1 protein-coding gene is annotated in these 258 nt (G+C 40.7%); it reads left to right on the plus strand.

The annotated features are described in order from the left end of the window. The coding region (locus tag SCA31_RS24210) for a hypothetical protein (RefSeq protein WP_410699529.1) at positions 1-258 on the plus strand (258 nt) is incomplete at both ends.

The following is a 258-nucleotide window of genomic DNA, read 5'->3' on the forward strand; positions in this document are numbered from 1 at the left end:
GCAAACATAGCGTAGGAAAAAATAATGTTGTTGTCTATGCTGATAATCTCGAAGAGGCTCACAAAGCGAAGGCAATTCTCAATGCAAAAGGCGCGGTTGAAGTTCATGAAAATGAACCTGAATCTCAAGCACCTGAGGGAATGTCTCAAGAAAAATACAACGGAATCATTGCAAAGGCAAAGCATGATGTTTATTTCCTTGATACTGAAAGAATTTACCGACCAAGCAGCAGAGGAATGGATGACACGATGGATGATC

The organism is Chryseobacterium sp. SIMBA_028 (assembly GCF_046535285.1).
Taxonomy (GTDB): domain Bacteria; phylum Bacteroidota; class Bacteroidia; order Flavobacteriales; family Weeksellaceae; genus Chryseobacterium.